The sequence below is a fragment of the Caulobacter sp. FG121 genome (assembly GCF_057809815.1).
On sequence record NZ_JBMDKR010000012.1, the window covers coordinates 20,521 to 38,742 of the forward strand.

The window sequence follows — 18,222 nt, forward strand, 5'->3', positions numbered from 1 at the left end:
GAAAACTGGGCGCCCGGCGACGGGCGCTGGCTTGCGCCAGACCTGACCCGTCTTTACCTGCAGTCGCGACGAGCGCTCCGCCTGAAACCCGGAGGGTCTCACGACTTCTGAGCACGCCCTTCCCTTGCGCCCGCGCGCTATCCCCTGTTCGATGAGCCTATGAGCATTTCTCCCGCCCGCCTGACGCATCTGCAGCGCCTCGAGGCGGAAAGCATCCACATCATGCGCGAGGTCGTGTCCGAAGCGGAGAGCCCGGTGATGCTCTATTCGATCGGCAAGGACAGCGCGGTGATGCTGCACCTGGCCGCCAAGGCCTTCTACCCCAGCAAGCCGCCCTTACCGCTGCTGCACGTCGACACGACCTGGAAGTTCCAGGCGATGTACGAGATGCGCGAGCGCATGGCCAAGGAGCTCGGCTTCGATCTGCTGGTGCACAAGAACCCCGACGCCGAGGCCCAGGGCATCAACCCGTTCGACCACGGCCCGGCCCACACCGATATGTGGAAGACCGAGGGCCTCAAGCAGGCGCTGGACAAGTACGGCTTCGACGCGGCCTTCGGCGGCGCCCGCCGTGACGAGGAGAAGAGCCGGGCCAAGGAGCGCATCTTCTCCTTCCGCTCGGCCGAGCAGCGCTGGGATCCCAAGAACCAGCGGCCCGAACTCTGGCGGCTGTACAACGCCCGCAAGAACAAGGGCGAGAGCATCCGCGTGTTCCCGATCTCCAACTGGACCGAGCTGGATATCTGGCAATACATCCACCTGGAGAACATCCCGATCGTGCCGCTGTACTTCTCCGGCGTGCGGCCGGTGGTCGACCGCGACGGCACGCTGATCATGGTCGATGACGATCGCTTCCGGCTGAAGCCCGGCGAAACGCCGATGATGAAGTCGGTCCGCTTCCGCACACTGGGCTGCTACCCGCTGACCGGCGCGGTCGAGAGCACCGCCTCGACCCTGCCCGAAATCATCCAGGAAATGCTGCTGACCACCACCAGCGAACGGCAGGGCCGGGTCATCGATCACGACCAGGCCGCCTCGATGGAGAAGAAGAAGCAGGAAGGGTATTTCTGATGAGCAGCGCGTACAAACCCGCCGATCTCATCGAGACGGACATCGACACCTATCTGCTGCAGCACCAGCACAAGAGCCTGCTGCGCTTCATCACCTGCGGCTCGGTGGACGACGGCAAGTCGACCCTGATCGGGCGGCTGCTCTATGACTCCAAGATGATCTTCGAGGATCAGCTGGCGGCGCTGGAGGCCGACAGCAAGCGGGTCGGCACACAGGGCGGCGCCATTGACTTCGCCCTGCTGGTCGACGGTCTGGCGGCAGAGCGCGAACAGGGCATCACCATCGATGTCGCCTACCGCTTTTTCGCCACCGACAATCGCAAGTTCATCGTTGCCGACACCCCCGGCCACGAGCAGTACACGCGTAACATGGTCACCGGCGCCTCGACCGCCGACGCGGCCGTTGTGTTGATCGACGCCCGCAAGGGCGTTCTGACCCAGACCCGTCGGCACAGCTATCTGGTCAACCTGCTGGGAATCCGCAGGATCGTGCTGGCGGTCAACAAGATGGACCTGGTCGGCTGGGACCAGTCGATCTTCGACGCCATCGTCGAGGAATACAGCGCCTTTGCCGACCAGATCGGCCTCGCCGAGTTCACGGCAATCCCGATGAGCGCGCTGGACGGACAGAACATCACCGAGCACAGCGAGTCCGCCCCCTGGTACGACGGCCCGCCGCTGATGCGCTGGCTGGAAACCATCGAGGTCGAGGACGACCTGCCCTCCCGCGCCTTCCGCATGCCGGTGCAGTGGGTCAACCGCCCGAACCTCGACTTCCGCGGCTTCAGCGGCCTGATCGCGGCAGGGACCGTCAAGCCGGGCGACCGGGTCAAGGTGCTGCCCTCGGGCCGTGAAAGCACGGTGGCGCGAATCGTCGTCCTGCCGGGAGATCTCGACAAGGCCGTCGCCGGCCAGTCCGTGACAGTCACCCTGGCCGATGAAGTCGATGTCTCGCGCGGCGACGTCATTGTCGGCGCCGATGACCCCTGCGCGGTCGCCAACCAGTTCGAGTCGACCATCGTCTGGATGGACGACGAGCCCATGCTGCCAGGCCGGCCCTATCTGATGAAGATCGGCGCCCAGACCGTCACCGCCTCGATCACCGAACCCAAGTACCGGGTGCAGGTGAACACGCTTGAACACCTGGCGGCCAAGCGGCTGGAGCTCAACGAGATCGGCGTCTGCAACCTGTCACTCGACCGGGCGATCCCGTTCGAGGCCTACAAGGACAACCGCGACCTCGGCGGCTTCATCCTGATCGACCGCCTGAGCAATCGCACCGTCGGCGCCGGCATGCTGCATTTCGCGCTGCGCCGCGCGGACAACATCCACTGGCAGGCCACCGACATCGACAAGGCGGCCCGCGCCGCACAGAAGGCCCAGAGGGGCCGGGTCGTCTGGTTCACCGGGCTCAGTGGCGCCGGCAAATCGACCATCGCCAACCTGGTCGAGAAGCGGCTGCACGCACTGGGGCGCCACACCTACCTGCTGGACGGGGACAACGTCCGTCACGGCCTGAACAAGGACCTGGGCTTCACCGAGGAGGACCGGGTGGAAAACATCCGCCGGGTCGCCGAGGTCAGCAAGCTGATGGTCGACGCCGGCCTGATCGTCCTGACCGCCTTCATCAGCCCGTTCCGCGCCGAGCGCCGCATGGCCCGCGAGATGCTGGCGGACGGCGAGTTCGTGGAGGTCTACGTCGAGACCCCCTTGGCCGTGGCCGAGGAACGCGACGTGAAGGGCCTCTACAAGAAGGCCCGCGCTGGACAGCTGAAGAACTTCACCGGCGTGGACAGCCCCTATGAGGCGCCGGAGAACGCCGAGCTGACGGTCGACACAACAACGCTGTCACCGGTTGAAGCGGCCGAGACAATCGTGGCCTGGCTGGAGGAGTAGCCCGTCGGGGCTACAGAACCCCGTTGTACCCGCGGTACCACTCGACGAACTTGCGCACGCCTTCCTCGACCGTGACGCGCGGCTTGTAGCCAACGACGTTCTGCAGTTCGGTGACGTCAGCCACCGTGTCCGGCACGTCGCCGGGCTGGAGCGGAAGCATCTCCATGATCGCCTTCTTGCCGAGGCACTCTTCCAGCACCTCGATGTAGCGCATCAATTCGACCTGCTGCTCGGCGCCGATGTTGAAGATGCGGTAGGGACCCGAGCCGCTCGTGGCCGGGTCGGGGGCCTTGCCGTCCCAGTCGGGATTGACGCCCGGTACATTGTCCATTGCCCGGATCACCCCTTCGACGATGTCGTCAATGTAGGTGAAGCTGCGGCTGTGCTTGCCGTGGTTGAAAACCTGGATCGGCTCGCCGGCGAGGATCTTCTTGGTGAACATGAACAGCGCCATGTCCGGGCGGCCCCAGGGGCCGTAGACCGTGAAGAACCGCAGTCCGGTGCAGGGCAGGTCGAACAGATTGGCGTAGCTGTGCGCCATCTGCTCGTTGGCCTTCTTGGTCGCCGCGTAGAGGGTCAGCGGGTGCTCGGTGCTGTCATGCTCCGAGAAGGGCATTTTCGTGTTGGCGCCGTAAACCGAGCTGGTCGAGGCGAACACCAGATGCTCGACGCCGTTGTGCCGGCAGCCTTCGAGGACGTGCAGGAAGCCGGTGACGTTGCTCTGGACATAGATGTGCGGGTTCGTGGCCGCGTAGCGAACGCCCGCCTGGGCCGCGAGGTTGATCACCCGCTGTGGGCGATGTGTGGCGAAAGCCGCTTCCATGGCCGCGCGGTCAGCGAGGTCAATGGTCAGCTGGGTATAGTTGGGATGGTCGATGGTCCGCGCCAGCCGCGCCCTCTTCAGCGCTGGGTCGTAGTAGTCATTGAGGCAGTCCACCCCGATCACTTCATCGCCGCGCTCGAGCAGACGCAGGCTTGTAGCCGAGCCGATGAAGCCGGCGCTGCCGGTGACCATGACTTTCATAGAGGCGCTCTTGCGTTGATCAGGTTCAAGGGTCAGAGGCGGCCGTCAACGGCATCCCGAGGGAGGGCCGACTTGACGTCATACAGCACGGCCTCGGCCTTGCCATACGCCCTGATCCCGGCGGCGCCGGACTCGAGGAACTGTCGATGGGCGACGGCCAGGATGACGGCGTCATAGGTCCCTTCGCCGGGCTGCGCCGTGAGCGCCAGACCGTACTCGCGGTCCGCCTCGGCGGCGTCGACCCAGGGGTCATGAATATCAACCGACACCTGGTGCTCGACCAGCTCGGCGACGATATCGACCACCTTGGTGTTGCGCAGGTCCGGGCAGTTTTCCTTGAAGGCCAGACCGAGGACCAGCACCCGCGAGCCGACCGGATTGATGCCCTTGCGCATCAGCAGGCGCAGGACCTGGTTGGCGACGTAGGGACCCATCCCGTCGTTGATCCGCCGCCCGGCGAGGATCACGTCGGGGTGGTACCCGACCTCCTGAGCCTTGTGGGTCAGATAGTAGGGGTCGACGCCAATGCAGTGGCCGCCGACCAGACCGGGTCTGAAGGGCAGGAAATTCCATTTCGTGCCGGCGGCTTCCAGCACTTCCAGCGTGTCGATGTCGAGCCGGTTGAAGATCAGGGCGAACTCGTTGATCAGCGCGATGTTGAGGTCGCGCTGGGTGTTCTCGATGACCTTGGCCGCCTCGGCCACCTTGATCGAACTGGCGAGGTGCGTTCCCGCGGGCACGATCGACCGATAGAGATCGTCAACGAACCGGGCCGCCTCGGGCGTGGAGCCGGCCGTGACCTTCATGATGGTCGACAGGCGGTGCTGACGATCACCCGGGTTGGCCCGCTCGGGACTGTAGCCGCAGAAGAAGTCGACATTGTACTTCAGCCCGGAGACCTGCTCCAGGATCGGCACGCAGACTTCCTCGGTACAGCCGGGATAGACGGTGGACTCATAGATCACGACCGCGCCGGGCTTGAGGTGCGCGCCGATGGCCCGGCTGGCCGCCGAGATCGCGCCCAGATCCGGGCGACGCGCGCTGTCGATGGGCGTCGGGACGGTGACGATGAAGACGTTGCGGTCAGCAAGGTCCTTCTCGTCAGCACTGAAGCGGAGACTGGTCGCCGCCTTCAACTCGCTCGCATCAACCTCGAGGGTGCGGTCTGTTCCTCCGCGAAGGTCGTCAATCCGCCCCGCGTCAAGATCGTACCCAACCGTGTCGTGGCGGACCCCAAACGCTACCGCGAGGGGCAGTCCGACATAGCCGAGACCCAGGACGCAAATGCGCGGAGACATCAGAGGAAGTGCGCCCAATCCCGTTCCTTCATTGCAATGATAAACCCCGGGGCCGCTTATAGTCGCGTTGGCAAACCGGCGCCAATCAAGTGGTTTGGTTGGTCAGGATGAGCGGGGCTGTCTATGATTGCCCCCGGCGCGTGGAGGAGATCATGTTGGCGAAAAGGGCGGCGGTTCTGTTCCTGACCGTTCTTGGCGGCTGTTCCACGGTCGCGCCGGTCGTTGCCCTTCCGTCGGCCGATGCCGAAAGCCTGCGCGCCGAGGCCGCCTTCCAGCAAGAGGCCAGCCTCGACCGCCTGCGCGAGCAGGACGGGCGGGTCGCGGCCGTTTCCTACCGCCTGAATGTCGCCAATCTGGACCTTTGCGCGGACAAGGCATTGTTGCCGGGAATGACACTGCATCACGCGCTGCAGTATGGCCGCGACATCCGTCCTGTGGCGATCCGCCATCTCGGACTCACCGGCCGGCCCTCGGTGTTGACCGTTGCGCCAGGCGGACCGGCCGACAAGGCCGGCATAAAGGTCGGTGACACCCTGGTGGCCATCGACGGTGTCGATTTCGTCAACGTCGGCGACAGACTCGACACGGATCCGGCCCGCTACGACGAGGTCGCGCGCGCACGTGAACAGCTCGATCGGGCCCTGGCCGATGGCTCAGGCGACCTGACGCTCGAGCGCGCCGGAAAGAGATTTGCCGTCACCCTGACGCCGGTCGCGGGATGCGCCTATGAAGCGCAACTGACACCGTCGGAAGACGTCAACGCATCGGCCGACGGGCGACGCGTATTCATCACGACGGCCTTTGTCCGTTATGCGGTGACCGACGACCAGCTGGCGATCGTCCTCGGCCACGAGCTGGGGCATAACGTCATGAAGCATCAGGCGCGAATTTCGAGCGGCGGCCCGGCGGCGGCGGTTCTGGGCAATGCCGGGACAACCCTGGGCGGCCTGCTCACGGTCGAGCGCGAGGCTGACTATGTCGGCCTCTACCTGATGGCGAGGGCTGGCTTCGACTACGAGTCCGCGCGTGATTTCTGGCGGCAATACGGCGCGGATTTCGGACAGTCGCGCTACGCTCTCGGGTCGCACCCGGGCTCCCTCGAACGCGCGGCGAATATCGCCACGACCGCCGATGAGATCCGCCGCAAACAGGCGGCGGGCGAACCTTTGATACCGACGGCCGCGAGATTAGCGCCCCAAAGGCCGTAATAGGCGGTCCCTACTTTAGACCGCTGATTTCGAGGACGTTGACGCGCTGCCCGTTTGGCAGGTCCATGTCCCCCGGATTCATCCCGGCGGGGCACTCGCCAAGCCATTCGGCGTCGATGGTCACGGTATGCGAGCCGTTCATCCGCGCGTCAGGCGCACCGATGGTCGTCGATTCCGCCCTGAGCTGGTATCGCGAGTTGAAATCTCCCACAGCCGACCCGTCGTTGGTCGTCTTCACCCCCGCGCCTTCACAGACCGAGCTGAATTTCCACGACCCGTCGGGCTGTTGGATGATGTCGTTCTTGCTACAGGCCTGCTTGAAACCCTGCTGGCCCCACCACGCGAGCTTGGGGTCGCTCGCCTCGTCAAGACAGAGTCTGAAGGTCTGAAGCGTATCCACGCCCTCAACGAGAAGGGTCTGTTTCCAGAGGCCGGGCTTGCGCTTTGGAACCTCGACGGAAGCCGGATCGGGTTTGCCGGCCACGTCGTCCTGTTTGTCCTTGGAACAGGCTGCGGCGGCGAGCACCACAATCCCGATCATCATGCCCGCCTTCCAGATACGCATGTCCGCTCCCGCGCCCTTGCTTCGCCGCGTGTCGCGACGTCGCGATCTGACCCAAAGGTCGGCCGCGAAGCAAGGGGCCAGCCGGACTTTTGCAGCCTTTGGCGGCCGAGACCATGGCGCCGGAGCGGGCCGCGTCCGACGACTCCGGATGGAAGGCGTTGACCGCCGACCCGCCTTATGGAAGAGCAACGCACCGCAGGGTGGCGGTCAACGCGCGCGAAGACTGAGCCGATCAGTAGGTAGTCCCGTCTTGAATCTCTTCACCCGCTTCTGGAGCCGCAAACCCGTACGGGCGGCCAGCGCCCTGGACGGTCGGCGCGTGTTCGCCATCGGCGACATTCATGGATGCGACGATCTGTTGTCCGGCCTACTTGCGGCCATCGCCGAAGAGACCGCGACCGACAAGACGCCGCCGCTGCTCGTCTTCCTGGGCGACTATGTAGATCGCGGTCCCGGGTCGCGGCAGGTGATCGAACAGCTGCTGGAGTTACGGAAGCAAGCGCCCGACACCCGCTTTCTGTGCGGAAATCACGAAGAGGCGATGCTTTACTTCCTCAGCGACCTTGAGGCGGGCATGGCCTGGACCGGCTATGGCGGCAAGGCGACGATGCAGTCCTATGGCGTGGCGACGCCCGAGGACGAGGGAAGCCTAGAAGCATGGCGCGAAACGCATGAAGCTCTCAAAGCCGCCATCCCCGAAACCCACATGCGGTTTCTATGGGGCCTCGAGGACCGGATCGACCTAGGGGACTATCTGTTCGTCCATGCTGGCGTACATCCCGACAGGCCGCTGAATGCCCAGCACACCAAGGATTTGCGCTGGATTCGGGAGCCGTTCCTTTCGGACAAACGCCGTATGGAAAAAGTGGTCGTGCACGGCCATACGCCGGCTGTTGATCCCTACGCTGATGAACGACGGATCGGCGTCGATACCTGGGCCTATCGCACGGGCGTGCTCACCGCGATCGAACTGGACGCGGAGGGGCGGCGCTTCATTCAGGCGCGACGCGGGGAAACCGGCGTAACGACAGTCATTCTTTCACTGGACGACGCCTGATCGCTCACCCGCCAAGCCATGGCCTCAGGGCCGTGACGGCCCCGAGCAGGTGATAGAGGGAACTCGCTGGCGAAGGCTCATCGATGAAGCCGCCATCGGCCGCCTGTTTGTCACGCCAAAGGCCCGGAACCGGCATCTCAAGATATCGCCAGAGCGCGCCTGCAGCCTCGACAACCGCCTGTTCGCGGACTTCGGGGCTCGCCTCGTCTTCCCGTTCCATGAGGGCGACCAGGGCCCTCAAGCGTTCAGTCTGTGGCCATAGCCGCGCACAACCGCTGCGGACCGACAGATCGTCCCAAAGCTCATCCACAGCGACGCCGCGCCCGGGATCCACGCCACGCTCACCGGCCTGGATCAATCCGGCGATCACCGCCGACACATCGCGGCCCGGCCGCAGTCGCGACCAGGTCATGAACAGCCAGGCCCACTCGAACTGGTGGCCCGGCTCGATGAATCGGCCATCCTCGTCAGGCGCGGGCCGCCAGGAGCTGTCGAACACTTCGCGCAGGAACAGTCCCTTGGGGTCGATGAAGGCATCAAGGGCCAGAGACACGATCTCGTCGGCCAGCACGCCCCAGATTTCCTCGCCGGTGGTTTCAAGCCAGGCGAGCGACGCCTCCAGCAGGTGCATGTGGGCGTTGGCCTGGTAGGGCCAACGCCCGTTCTCGACGAAGCCCCGGCCGGGTGCACGCATCAGGGACAGACTGTCGAGATGCCTTCTGGCGCGATCGCCCAGATCCTGGCGGTCGGGCGCAATGCGCGCCACGGCCGCCATGGCCAGCAAGGCAAACGCCTGATCGTAGAGCATAGGCGTATCGTCCAGCGTGTCGCCGTCGGCGGAAACCAGCGTGGCGAACAGGCCATCCGACCGCTCATAGCGCGACAGGAAGAAATCGAGCCCGTGCTCGGCGGCCTGTCGCCAAGGCCCCGGAAAGCCCAGGCGGGCAGCGGTAGCGTAGACATAAGCCTGCCGCGCCTGAACCCGGGCGCGGCGCGGCGCGGCGACGGGCCCGGCGCGTGCGTCGAGGGCTTCGTGAAATCCGCCGCCCGCGTGATCGGCCCCAAGCGCCCACCAGAGCGGCAGGGCGCTGGTGCGTAACCAGGAATCGTAACGCTCCGCCCAGGCGGCGCGGCCTGGCCTGGCCGGCAGATCAATCTCGGCGGCGCCGATGCCCTTCAGCTGTTCAACCACCGCCTTTACCGACTGCGAGGCGTCAAGCGCACAGATCAGCAGGGCGTCACGTTCGGCGACGACAGCGACATCGCGCAGCCCCACGAGGGCCAGGCGAATACCCCCCTCATTGCGGACGAAGCAATCGGCGGAGTCGACCACGACAGCCTCGCCGATGATGCTGTTCCCGGCGGCGTCGTGTTCGCCAACCGCATGGATCGCGTCCCAGGCCCCGAGGTCAGACCAGGCAAACTCCACCGGCAACACAGCAGCGTGGGCGGTTTTTTCCATCAAGGCATAGTCGATGGAGATCTTCGGGGCGTTGAGAAAGCTCGGTCCAAGGCGCACGACACCGTTCGTTCTGGTCGCCTCGGCCATGGAGGCTCGGGCGGCGTGGGCCAGGTCCGGCGCGTACTGATCGAGCTCCTCCAGCATGGCGCGAGCCCCGACGACAAAGTTGCCGCTGTTCCACAGAAACCCCTGGCTCAGAAAAGCTTGCGCCCGTTCGGCGTCGGGCTTCTCCACAAAACGCCGCACTCGCATCACCGGGCCGGCCGCCGCCGTCTGGCTGGGGTCGATGTAGCCATAGGCGACCGACGGACTAGAGGGTCTGATGCCCAGCGTCACCATCCAGTTCGCCGCGGCGGCCCTGGCAGCGATGGTGATGGCCTGCCGAAAGGCATGATCGTCCGGGATGTGGTGGTCCGAGGCCACGATCGCAGCCACGCCAAGCGGATCCAGGTCGGCGATCAGGGCTGCCGCCGCCGCCATCGCCGGCGCGGAGTCGCGCGGTTCAGGCTCGAGCAGCAGCGTCACCTCCTGCCCGATCTCGGCAAGTTGACGCCGGACGATCTCCTCGTAACGCGCGCCGCAGACCACGATGGGGGGCGCGCCATCGACCAAGGGCGCCATGCGAAGCACGGTGCTCTGAAACGTTGACTGCCGGCCATCCAGCGACACGAACTGCTTGGGCCGGGAAGGGCGTGATGCCGGCCACAGGCGCGTCCCGGCCCCACCGCACATGATCACGGGAAATATGAACATGGCCGCCTCCTAGTCTCGACTGGGATTGACGGTTTGAGCGAGGCGCTGTCAAGAGGTACGGCTTGATTGCGATGGACGGGGCCCAGTCGAAGTTGTTCGATTAGCGCACGCAGATTAGTGCCGAACCTCGGTCCGATTTCGGCGAAGCATCGCAAGGGTATGGCAGCTATCGGATTATGCCGAGATTGCTTGATTGATCCTTGGTTGGGGCCTCCTTCGTCATAGACGCCAACTGACCCGCCTCTGATCTTTCATCCAGCGCGGACCGGAAATTCTGCAGCGATCATGCCTTAGGGCGCTATACGTGCAGCCGGCCCGGCCATGGTGTTTGCACATTGCGGAGGGGGTCGGCACGTTTCGGTCGGTTGCGCGGCCCCCCACGAGTGATGTTAGAAAACGAGTTATGGGTCCGAGCCACCGGCTGCTGGCAAGCTGGCAATGCGCGAAGTCCAACGAAGGTGAGCCTTGGCCCTTGCCGCGACAAGGATCGGGTCTCTGGTTCCGACTCCGCCGCGGCGAGACAGGTGCTTGCGCACCATCCGCCCCTTCTCGCGGTAGAGCGGCATGAGCGGCTCCTACCCAACCGTTCCCCCTCCCGCTGCGGCGGTATGAACAGACGCGTCGTAGCAGCGCCCTTGCTCGAGTCGCCAACGCCCGCAGGCGTTGAGCGTCCGGCAGGCTCATCCCGCAAATAGGCATCCCGGCGCGAATCTTGCCCTCGGACGCGGCGTGACTACGGGCCCGCTTCCATGCTCTCGCCCTGATCTTGCTCTCCCACAGCACCTCAATGCTGTGCGCTCCCGCAAAGGCTCGCTCTATTCGTCCTCTGTTCCCTCATGGGCCGAATCACTCTTCGTCGGGACAATTTTGTTTCCCATGAATCTCGAGTGTTAACTCAAAACTTCCTTCGGGAGACGGCCTTGGAAGGCCAAGTTTTGGCGGGCGACCGGAAGCGGCGGATCAAACCGTTCGTTTTGCGCAAACGGAAGGGCGCCGGGTTCTTGCAGCGATGGCCGGCCATTCATCGACCATCGACGCCCTGTTGTCGGTGGCGCGTCTGGCGGTCGCTGACGGGCTTTCCAGACCGCTTTGAACTCATCGGCCCCAAAAAGGGCTGCAACCGCTGGTTTGAGATGGGCGTGCTGGACAAGGTCATCGAGACTATGGTGGCTGAACTCAATCTCGAACGAGGTGTTGCGGGGGGTCCACCGTAACCCCAACCGTCGGAGGGCTGCGAGAAAAGGGAGCTGGATGCCCAAGCGCCTGGCCGCTCGCGCTTTAGATTGATATCCATGCTCCGTATCAGTGTAAATGTGTTCGAGCTGTAATCTGGTCAGCGACTTGGTAGCTGGAAGCGTCTTCGCCGACTAGGTGTCTGGTCCCGGATTGTGGGGGACTCAGTTTAGCTGAGTGCTCACACCGGGAGGGGTTATGGGCCAGATACTCCACGGCAGCGCCACGACCACGCACATCATCCGAGCGGCGATACAGCGATCGAAGGCTCCGCTCAAAGAGCTAGCCGCCAGATACGGCCTCAACCGGAAGACCGTCGCCAAGTGGAGGAAGCGTGCCTTCGTCCACGACGCGCCGATGGGGCCCAAGTCGCCGTGTTCGACGGTGTTGACGCCTGGAGAAGAGGCTGCGGCGGTCGCCTTCCGCAAGCACACGCTGCTGCCGCTGGACGACTGCCTCTATGCCCTGCAGGCGACGATCCCGCTCCTTACCCGGTCGGCTCTGCACCGCTGTTTCCAACGGCACGGCATCAGCCGGCTGCCTGAGATCGAGAGCGATAAGACCTCCAGGAAGCCCTTCAAGCGCTACCCGATCGGCTACTTCCACATCGACATCGCCGAGGTCCGCACCGCGGAGGGCAAGCTCCATCTGTTCGTGGCCGTCGACCGAACTTCCAAGTACGCCTTCGCCCGGCTGATGGAGCGGGCGACCACGGCAACGGCCCGAGCCTTCCTCGAAGCACTGGTCGCGGCCGTCCCCTACCAGATCCATACGGTTCTGACGGACAACGGCATCCAGTTCGCCGATCTGCCCAAGAACCGCGCCGGGCCCACCGCCAGCTGGCGAGGCCATCCCTTCGACCGGGCCTGCTCGGCTCATGGCATCGACCATCGCCTCACCAAGCCCAACCACCCTTGGACCAATGGTCAGGTCGAACGAATGAACCGAACGCTGAAGGAGGCGACCGTCCGGCGGTATCACTACGAGACCCACCGCCAGCTCGAAGATCATCTCGCCGCCTTCCTGGACGGCTACAACTTCGCCAGACGACTCAAGACCCTACGGGGCCTCACACCCTACGAAGCTATCTGCACGGCCTGGGCCAACGAGCCACACCGCTTCCGGATAGACCCCGTCCACTTGACCTCGGGACTGAACACCTAGCCCTAAGGCCCCGTCTCGCCTCACCAGACGGCAGTCGCTCACGTTGGCGACCCCGCTGTTCCGCCGCAGCACCTCCGCGATCACGCCTACAACAAAGCTTTCTACAAGAAGCACAACCTCGCCAGGATATTCTTGAGACAGATCGCGTGTTTCCGGCGCATCGCCACCAAATACGACAAGCTCGCAGAGAACTTCGGGGACTTCGTCATCTTCGCTAGGACCATGCGTTAAATTAAATGACCAAATTATCTCTGCCGTATAGCGCTGGGGGGAATCCAAGGCCTGTCAGCAAGGAGAAGTCCGTTGAAATTGCAAGCTGCAAGTTGCGATAACTGTTCTTAAATTGAACCTAAAATTGCACGATTGTCGGAAATCCTCCTTAAAGATCGCCGGACGATCGGTCGGGAATACGCATCGCGCGTGGCGACACCCCGACAGGGCGCGTCAACCTTTCTTGTGCCGACCGTGGTGCTCGCAGTCCACTACGCAGCGCAACACGCGCGTGCAATGCGGTGGGAGTTTCAGCACGGGATCGAATTCTCCACTCGCGCGCCACTTCCGCGTTGGCTATTAGGGAAGACTCCTTCGAGCACCAAGCCCGACCAATTGGGGACCACCATGAACGGCGAAAAAAAACCCCGGGTTGCATTGATTACCGGCATAACTGGGCAGGACGGCGCTTACCTAGCAGAGTTGCTGCTCGACAAGGGCTATGTCGTCCATGGAATCAAACGCCGCTCGTCATCCTTTAACACCGGCCGCATCGAGCACCTCTATCAGGATCCTCACGAATCGAACCCCCGCCTAATCTTGCACTATGGGGATATGACGGACGCCACCAACCTGATCCGTATCGTCCAGGAAACGCAGCCCGACGAAATCTACAATCTGGCCGCCCAGTCCCACGTCCAGGTCAGTTTCGAGACTCCGGAATACACCGCTAATTCCGATGCGCTCGGCGTGCTGCGGTTGCTGGAGGCAATCCGCTTGCTCGGCATGACAGACAGGGTGCGGTTCTATCAGGCGTCGACGTCCGAGTTGTACGGCCAGGTTCAGGAAATCCCGCAGTCAGAGACGACCCCCTTCTATCCGCGCAGCCCCTACGCCGCCGCCAAGCTCTACGCCTACTGGATCGTGGTAAACTACCGCGAGGCCTACGGCATGCACGCTTCCAACGGAATTCTCTTTAATCATGAGAGCCCCCTGCGCGGCGAAACTTTCGTGACGCGCAAGATTACCCGGGCTGCGGTGGCCATCAAGCTCGGTCTACAGAACAAGCTCTACCTCGGCAACTTGGATGCCCAGCGCGATTGGGGACACGCTCGCGAGTATGTGCGAGGTATGTGGTTGATGCTCCAGCAAGACCAGCCTGATGATTACGTTCTGGCCACCGGTGAGACTACCGAGGTGCGCGACTTTGTCACCAAGGCCTTCGCCGAAACGGGAATTGCACTCGACTGGGATGGATCAGGTATCGAGGAGAGGGGGATTTGCGCCCAGACCGGCCGCGTACTGGTCGAGGTCGACGCGCGCTATTTTCGACCGACCGAAGTTGATCTCCTGATTGGCAATCCGAGTAAGGCCAAGGAGAAACTCGGATGGGTTCACAGTACCAAATGGGAGCAGCTTTGCGCTGAGATGGTCGCCGCCGATCTCGTCGCAGTCTCCAGAGAGCAACGCTGCAATGCCGAGTGAGGTGATCTTCCCCCTTTCGGGCAAACGCATCTGGGTAGCCGGCCACCGTGGAATGGTCGGCTCGGCCATTGTCCGGAGGCTGGCGTCGGAAAATTGTGATTTGATCACCGCCAGTCGCGAGATCGTGGACTTCAGGCGCCAAGACCAAGTCGAGGCTTGGATGGATCAGGCCCGTCCCGATGCGGTCTTCCTGGCTGCCGCTAAAGTTGGAGGCATACTGGCCAATGCCAGCTTTCCGGCGGAATTTCTCTACGACAACCTGATGATAGAGGCCAATATTATTGAAGGAGCCAGGCGATCCGGTGTGGCAAAGCTACTGTTTCTTGGATCATCCTGCATCTATCCCAAATTCGCCCCCCAACCCATTGCCGAAGACAGTCTACTTTCAGGCCCGCTTGAATCGACAAATGAGTGGTACGCCGTGGCCAAAATCGCCGGCATCAAGATGGCCCAAGCTTACCGCAAGCAGTATGGTGCGGACTTCATCAGCGCCATGCCGACTAATCTCTATGGGCCTGGAGACAATTTCGATCTTGATTCCAGCCATGTCTTGCCAGCTCTCGTCCGCAAGGTACACGTCGCCAAACTAGACGGGGCTGAATCCATTACCATCTGGGGCACCGGGGAGCCGCGCCGCGAATTCCTTTACGCCGACGATTGCGCGGACGCCTGCGTGCATCTAATGAAGTCCTACTCCGACAGCGGCCATGTGAATGTTGGCTCAGGCAAAGACATTACGATTCTTGAGCTTGCGCGCCTCGTCTGCGAGGTGGTCGGATTCGATGGTAGCATCCTCTTAGACACTGAAAAACCCGACGGGACTCCCCGCAAGCTCATGGACTCTGGGCGCCTGAACCAAAGCGGTTGGCGGCCGACGGTATCGCTGAGAGATGGCATCGCCCGCACCTATCTCTGGTACATGGACAGCCTAGCCACGCCGGATCGCTAGCAAGGCAATCAACGCCTGATCGTATGATGGGCCTCGCGAATGGCGCAAACCGCGTGTTCGTGATCAGTCAGATGTGCGCGCCGCAGATGGGCGCCCACAACGTTCTGTCTCATCGCCAGTCGTAACCCAGATTGACCGGAGCAGCGTCGTGCCTTGTCGCGTTCGCGCAGAACAGCCAAATGAAGCGATACACTTGGCCGCTGCCGGCGGTCCAATTTAGGCCGCCACTAAAAAGCCGGTACAGTTCCTAGTCGAGAACCAAGTGATCGCCCCGAATCTGTAAGTCGCGACGTGAGTCAGAGACGCCAGGCCCTTTCTGAACGTCACTTCCAGTTTTGATTCACTTTTACGGCTCTGGATTGGACTCGCAACAACAAGCAAGGTGCCCTCGCGTCGCATACAACACAGAATCCAACGTAGTTGGGTGCACAATACTATTTAATCAACTATGCCCGTCAAACTTGGAACTTCCGTTCCCAAGCCAGTGCGGTTGAAAGTATTTTCTTCAGATCCGCGAATTTAGGATCCCAGTCCAACATGCGGTAAATTGCGGACGGGTTCGAGATCAAGCGGGACGGATCGCCTGGCCGCCTCGGCGCCGGGTCAGCCGGGACCGGCCGGCCTACAATTTCTTCAAGTGCCGCAATGACTTCCTTAACAGTGTAGCCTTGTCCGTATCCACAGTTGAGTGAGGCTGGAGCCCCGCCGGCCGTAAGGTAGTTCAGTGCCGAAACGTGAGCTGTCGCTAGATCACTTACGTGGATGAAGTCCCGCTCACACGTCCCGTCCCGCGTCTCATAGTCCGAGCCGAAGATGCTCAATCGCTCCCGCTTTCCCAAAGCCACCTCAATTGCCACGCGAATTAGGTGTGTAGACTGAGGCCCCCTCTGACCTGCTCGCCCGTGAGGGTCAGCACCCGCTACATTGAAATAGCGCAAGCAAACCGGCCTGAAGGCAGGGTGGGCGGCAGCAATATCACGCATCATCACTTCTGACATCCACTTCGAGACGCCGTAGGGGCTGATCGGGGCTTTCGGGGCGTCTTCGGAGACCGGCTGGCTTTCCGGCATCCCGTAAACGGCCGCGGTAGAGGAAAATATGAATTTGTCGCACCCGAATGCTAGACATGATTCAATCAATGACAGCGTATTATATGTATTGTTTCGAAAATATTTGACCGGATTAACAACAGATTCCTCGACGACTATGCTACCCGCAAAATGCATAACGGCATCCGGCCGCCGCCTGACCATGACGCCTTCGACAAATTCCGGGTCTCCAACATCGCCAACAAAGAGCTCTACTTCATTCGGAACAGCATCGCGTGAACCTGTCGAGAGATCATCAATTATGTAAGGTCGGAATCCATTGTCCAGCAATGCCAAAACCGCATGACTACCAATATAACCGGCACCCCCAGTCACTAAGACATTCAAGGTCATCTCACCCCCCCACCATTCAACAGCGTCCCAAAAGTCCTAATTAATATCTGAAAATCCAGTGCGAACGAAAAGTTCTTAAGGTAGTAAAGATCATAACCCAATTTTACGCGCGTTTCTTCAAGATCCGCCGCATACCCAGCACGCACCTGCGCCCACCCTGTAATGCCAGGGCGGACTAGGCTCCTGTAAGCGAAGGCCGGCAACTTTTGGCAATAGTCATCGGCTAGGGCCGGCTGCTCCGGGCGTGGTCCAATGACACTCATTTCCCCTCTAAGCACATTGAGAAGTTGAGGCAACTCGTCGATCCTGAAACGGCGCAACAAGGCGCCGAATGGCGTAACTCGCGAATCTGCCTTCGCAGTGGCGATCTGATCAACCTGCTGGGCGTGGGCGCGCATGGTTCTCAACTTGAACATGCGGAAGGTCTTGTTGCGCCATCCGACACGAGGTTGAACAAACATTATGGGCCATCCCATCGTCAGCCAGATTCCCGCAGCGCCCAGTAGAAACAATGGCAAGGCAAAAGGCATTAAAAACAGGACAAGGCAAACATCCATTATTCTCTTGCGGGCTTGATAGGAAGTGAAACCATTGCCGACCGGCAAATGATCGAAATCAAAATGTTCTAGTGATACTATACCCTCTTCCTCTTCCACGTATTCAGCGAGATGGCGCACCGGTTTGCCCGCAATCATGGCTCTTGACAGGACCTGCGTCCATTCGGATGACAGATCGACAATGCTGGTGGCAAGAAGGATGTCGTATGGTCGTAGGTCGACGCGGGTATTTCTAATCCGGTCATAAGCGAATCGAATTACTTGATTGTCAGGTGCATCAATGGGGCCTAGCAGCGCGACCTTGGGCCGGACCGATCTGTGCCTCAAGTAGACAACCGCAATGCCCAAGATTGCGGAAATGGGCACTGCAGTTAGCATGATTTGGTTTGAATAGAAACTCCGGGTCGTGAGGATCAGAAATGCAAGCGCGCCATGGACAGTGAGAACGGTGGTCAAGACTTTTGCCAATTTGCGATCCACGCGGCCGGATAACAAAAGCGCACAGAGCATAACAAGGGCGTTCGCAGCGCAATTTTGCCAAACATGGGCAACTAAGTACCCTGGCACATCCATAGCCTTGTTGCGACTGATGATCATAAAGCCGTATATCAGCGGCATGATAGTAAGGCTCGCAGCGATGGATCCGAGGGCGATCCAAATAGGCGAGCTGGGGGGCTGACTCGTTTCCACCGTTGGGGCAGTCGTCTTAATTTTAGTCCGCGCCGACCGATCCGTGAATCGCTTCAATATGGAAGTTCCCTAGGTTTGATTTGTTTTCTGCATCCGCCGTGGATGGCCAGAAGCTTCTGGGCATCATCTATAGTAAAAAGAACGGGGCCACCTCTATTG

At 61.8% G+C, this 18,222-nt stretch carries 14 protein-coding genes; 8 read left to right on the top strand and 6 right to left on the bottom strand.

Annotated features, from left to right (window positions below):
• Positions 1-159: 159 nt before the first annotated feature.
• Together cysD and cysN are read left to right on the top strand one after the other, a co-directional pair.
• Positions 160-1,071 (top strand): sulfate adenylyltransferase subunit CysD, encoded by a 912-nt coding sequence (gene cysD, locus ACODSL_RS19660; protein ID WP_488902435.1) that lies wholly within the window; start codon positions 160-162, stop codon positions 1,069-1,071.
• A complete protein-coding gene (gene cysN / locus ACODSL_RS19665) occupies positions 1,071-2,966 on the top strand; it encodes a sulfate adenylyltransferase subunit CysN (RefSeq protein ID WP_488902436.1) in 1,896 nt (631 codons plus the stop codon). The genes cysD and cysN overlap by 1 nt, the downstream gene beginning before the upstream one ends.
• 10 nt (positions 2,967-2,976) lie before the next feature.
• Here cysN and ACODSL_RS19670 read toward each other — a convergent pair whose 3' ends face one another.
• On the bottom strand, positions 2,977-3,990 hold the full coding sequence (locus ACODSL_RS19670; RefSeq protein WP_488902437.1) for an NAD-dependent epimerase: 1,014 nt from the start codon (positions 3,988-3,990) through the stop codon (positions 2,977-2,979).
• Between the two features lie 32 nt (positions 3,991-4,022).
• Positions 4,023-5,288, bottom strand: a complete 1,266-nt coding sequence (locus ACODSL_RS19675; protein WP_488902438.1) for a nucleotide sugar dehydrogenase — start codon at positions 5,286-5,288, stop codon at positions 4,023-4,025.
• A gap of 140 nt (positions 5,289-5,428) precedes the next feature.
• Between ACODSL_RS19675 and ACODSL_RS19680 the strand changes: the two genes are divergently transcribed.
• Entirely contained in the window at positions 5,429-6,496 is a 1,068-nt protein-coding gene (locus tag ACODSL_RS19680) for a M48 family metallopeptidase (RefSeq protein WP_488902439.1), read from the top strand.
• 10 nt (positions 6,497-6,506) lie between these two features.
• Here the strand turns inward: ACODSL_RS19680 and ACODSL_RS19685 are convergent, their stop codons facing one another.
• On the bottom strand, positions 6,507-7,061 hold the full coding sequence (locus ACODSL_RS19685; RefSeq protein WP_488902440.1) for a DUF3617 domain-containing protein: 555 nt from the start codon (positions 7,059-7,061) through the stop codon (positions 6,507-6,509).
• A gap of 250 nt (positions 7,062-7,311) precedes the next feature.
• Here ACODSL_RS19685 and ACODSL_RS19690 point away from each other — a divergent pair, with 250 nt between their 5' ends.
• On the top strand, positions 7,312-8,118 hold the full coding sequence (locus ACODSL_RS19690) for a metallophosphoesterase family protein (protein WP_488902441.1): 807 nt from the start codon (positions 7,312-7,314) through the stop codon (positions 8,116-8,118).
• Positions 8,119-8,122: 4 nt separating this feature from the next.
• On the opposite strand, the gene ACODSL_RS19695 is transcribed toward ACODSL_RS19690, so the two are convergent.
• Positions 8,123-10,333, bottom strand: coding sequence for an AGE family epimerase/isomerase (locus tag ACODSL_RS19695; protein WP_488902442.1), 2,211 nt, complete (start codon positions 10,331-10,333; stop codon positions 8,123-8,125).
• 920 nt (positions 10,334-11,253) lie between these two features.
• Here ACODSL_RS19695 and ACODSL_RS19700 point away from each other — a divergent pair.
• The 4 genes from ACODSL_RS19700 to fcl all read left to right on the top strand — a co-directional run bounded on the left by ACODSL_RS19700 (position 11,254) and on the right by fcl (position 15,374).
• Positions 11,254-11,547 (top strand): hypothetical protein, encoded by a 294-nt coding sequence (locus tag ACODSL_RS19700; protein WP_488902443.1) that lies wholly within the window; start codon positions 11,254-11,256, stop codon positions 11,545-11,547.
• 217 nt (positions 11,548-11,764) lie between these two features.
• Positions 11,765-12,730 carry an IS481 family transposase gene (locus ACODSL_RS19705; protein WP_488902444.1) on the top strand — a complete coding sequence of 322 codons (966 nt, stop codon included), beginning with the start codon at positions 11,765-11,767 and terminating at the stop codon, positions 12,728-12,730.
• A gap of 618 nt (positions 12,731-13,348) precedes the next feature.
• Positions 13,349-14,425: a GDP-mannose 4,6-dehydratase gene (gmd, locus tag ACODSL_RS19710; RefSeq protein ID WP_488902445.1), complete on the top strand. Its 1,077-nt coding sequence runs from the start codon at positions 13,349-13,351 to the stop codon at positions 14,423-14,425.
• Positions 14,415-15,374, top strand: a complete 960-nt coding sequence (fcl, locus tag ACODSL_RS19715; protein WP_488902446.1) for a GDP-L-fucose synthase — start codon at positions 14,415-14,417, stop codon at positions 15,372-15,374. The genes gmd and fcl overlap by 11 nt, the downstream gene beginning before the upstream one ends.
• 455 nt (positions 15,375-15,829) lie before the next feature.
• Here fcl and galE read toward each other — a convergent pair whose 3' ends face one another.
• Positions 15,830-16,816: a UDP-glucose 4-epimerase GalE gene (gene galE, locus ACODSL_RS19720; protein WP_488902447.1), complete on the bottom strand. Its 987-nt coding sequence runs from the start codon at positions 16,814-16,816 to the stop codon at positions 15,830-15,832.
• Entirely contained in the window at positions 16,813-17,991 is a 1,179-nt protein-coding gene (locus tag ACODSL_RS19725; RefSeq protein ID WP_488902448.1) for a sugar transferase, read from the bottom strand. Before ACODSL_RS19725 ends, galE begins: the two co-directional genes overlap by 4 nt.
• Between the last annotated feature and the right edge of the window lie 231 nt (positions 17,992-18,222).

Bases quoted from the DNA above. Each gene is read 5' to 3' on its own strand.
- ACODSL_RS19705 (WP_488902444.1), top strand. From the start codon at position 11,765: ATGGGCCAGATACTCCACGGCAGCGCCACGACCACGCACATCATCCGA.
- gmd (WP_488902445.1), top strand. From the start codon at position 13,349: ATGAACGGCGAAAAAAAACCCCGGGTTGCATTGATTACCGGCATAACT.
- ACODSL_RS19670 (WP_488902437.1), bottom strand. From the start codon at position 3,990: ATGAAAGTCATGGTCACCGGCAGCGCCGGCTTCATCGGCTCGGCTACA.
- galE (WP_488902447.1), bottom strand. From the start codon at position 16,816: ATGACCTTGAATGTCTTAGTGACTGGGGGTGCCGGTTATATTGGTAGT.
- ACODSL_RS19685 (WP_488902440.1), bottom strand. From the start codon at position 7,061: ATGCGTATCTGGAAGGCGGGCATGATGATCGGGATTGTGGTGCTCGCC.
- fcl (WP_488902446.1), top strand. From the start codon at position 14,415: ATGCCGAGTGAGGTGATCTTCCCCCTTTCGGGCAAACGCATCTGGGTA.
- ACODSL_RS19695 (WP_488902442.1), bottom strand. From the start codon at position 10,333: ATGTTCATATTTCCCGTGATCATGTGCGGTGGGGCCGGGACGCGCCTG.
- cysD (WP_488902435.1), top strand. From the start codon at position 160: ATGAGCATTTCTCCCGCCCGCCTGACGCATCTGCAGCGCCTCGAGGCG.
- cysN (WP_488902436.1), top strand. From the start codon at position 1,071: ATGAGCAGCGCGTACAAACCCGCCGATCTCATCGAGACGGACATCGAC.
- ACODSL_RS19725 (WP_488902448.1), bottom strand. From the start codon at position 17,991: ATGCCGCTGATATACGGCTTTATGATCATCAGTCGCAACAAGGCTATG.
- ACODSL_RS19675 (WP_488902438.1), bottom strand. From the start codon at position 5,288: ATGTCTCCGCGCATTTGCGTCCTGGGTCTCGGCTATGTCGGACTGCCC.